Here is a 1,410-nt window from a genome sequence, read left to right on the forward strand (position 1 = left end):
CGTTCGAGCTTCTTCCAGTGATGCCAAATGCAATATCTTAAGCGATTGCGCAGCCAGCCATCCAATTCTGCCAGTTTTCCCTTGATGTTGGCATATTTGAATGCATTTAGCCAGCCTCGCTGGATTTCATGCAGTTTCTTTATGCGTTCATCAAAGCTCATTGGCGTAGTTTTACGGGTTACCTCCTTCAGTTTTGCTTTCAAAGATTTCCATCTTTTACGGTTTACAACTAATTGGTATTTGCCTTTGACCCCTTTTTGAAAAACAGGGACAAAGCCATACCCCAAAATCTGAAAATGGACAGGTCGCCGTATGCCGCTTTTCTCCCGGTTAATGGGGAGTTTCAGCTTGTCCCGAAGATAAATGTAAACCTGATTACCCGCCCGTTTTGCTTCCGATTTCGTTTTGCAGTAAATGCTGAAATCGTCTGCATAGCGGACAAAACGAAGTCCCAAACGCTCCATCTCCGTGTCCAGTTCATGAAGCATGATATTAGACAAGAGCGGGCTTATCGGGCTTCCTTGTGGTACGCCTATACGTCGTTTAATGAGTTTCCCGTCTTTTTCAAGAGGGGCTCTCAGCCAACGCCGGATCAGGCACATCGTGGTTTTACATTTTATCTTTCGATAGAGCAGTTGCAAGAGCAGCACATGGTCTACCATGTCGAAGAACTGTTTAAGGTCAATCTCCACTATGTGTTGATAGTCGGAGTTGATGTAGTGCAGCGATTTACTTACCGCTTGCTGGGTATTCCGCCGAGGGCGGAATCCATAGCTATAGGTCGAAAACGCTTGTTCATAACGGGGCATGATCACACGCAAAACGGCCTGTTGCAACATCCGGTCTATGGCTGTTGGTATCCCAAGCAGGCGCATTTTACCACCTCCTTTGGGAATTTCTTTGCCTCGAATCGGCTGTGCATGGTAGTTTCTAGTGCGAACTTGTTCTGGCAGGGTTGAGCGATGTTCATGCAGGTAAGCTTCTAATTCACTTACTTTCATACCATCTACTCCACCGGCTCCTTTGTTACGAACTACTTCTCTGCAGGCCATTGATAGGTTGGCCGGTTGCAGGATTTTCTCAATCAGTGCTTCTTCCATTTCTTCTTTGCTGTTTCCTGTTACGCTTTTGATGGGCTGATAAGCTTTTAACTTAGACCTCCCGGGCAAATTTGTAACGATTTAAAGTTCCGTCCTTCGGTGTTCACTTCTTATGTCGGGAAACCCGGCTGATACAGTTCGCTCGTAGGCCGCAATTTTCCTTACGGTTAATACCGTGAATCGGTAGCATCCTCACCTACTATGACTTCTGCTGACTGCTTCACATGTCCACCTCGTGAACGTGGAGCTATCCCCTGGTAAGAGCTTTATCCTTCAGTCTATTCCTGTCGCATCTACATAACTGTCCTTT

The 1,410-nt window shown here is 46.2% G+C and carries 1 protein-coding gene; it reads right to left on the reverse strand.

Annotated elements, in window-relative coordinates; translation table 11 throughout:
• The coding region (ltrA, locus tag BY457_RS18830; RefSeq protein WP_258176799.1) for a group II intron reverse transcriptase/maturase at positions 1 to 1,169 on the reverse strand (1,169 nt) is incomplete at its 3' end.
• Between the last annotated feature and the right edge of the window lie 241 nt (positions 1,170 to 1,410).

The sequence above is a fragment of the Marinilabilia salmonicolor genome, assembly GCF_003003035.1.
Taxonomy (GTDB): Bacteria; Bacteroidota; Bacteroidia; order Bacteroidales; family Marinilabiliaceae; genus Marinilabilia; species Marinilabilia salmonicolor_A.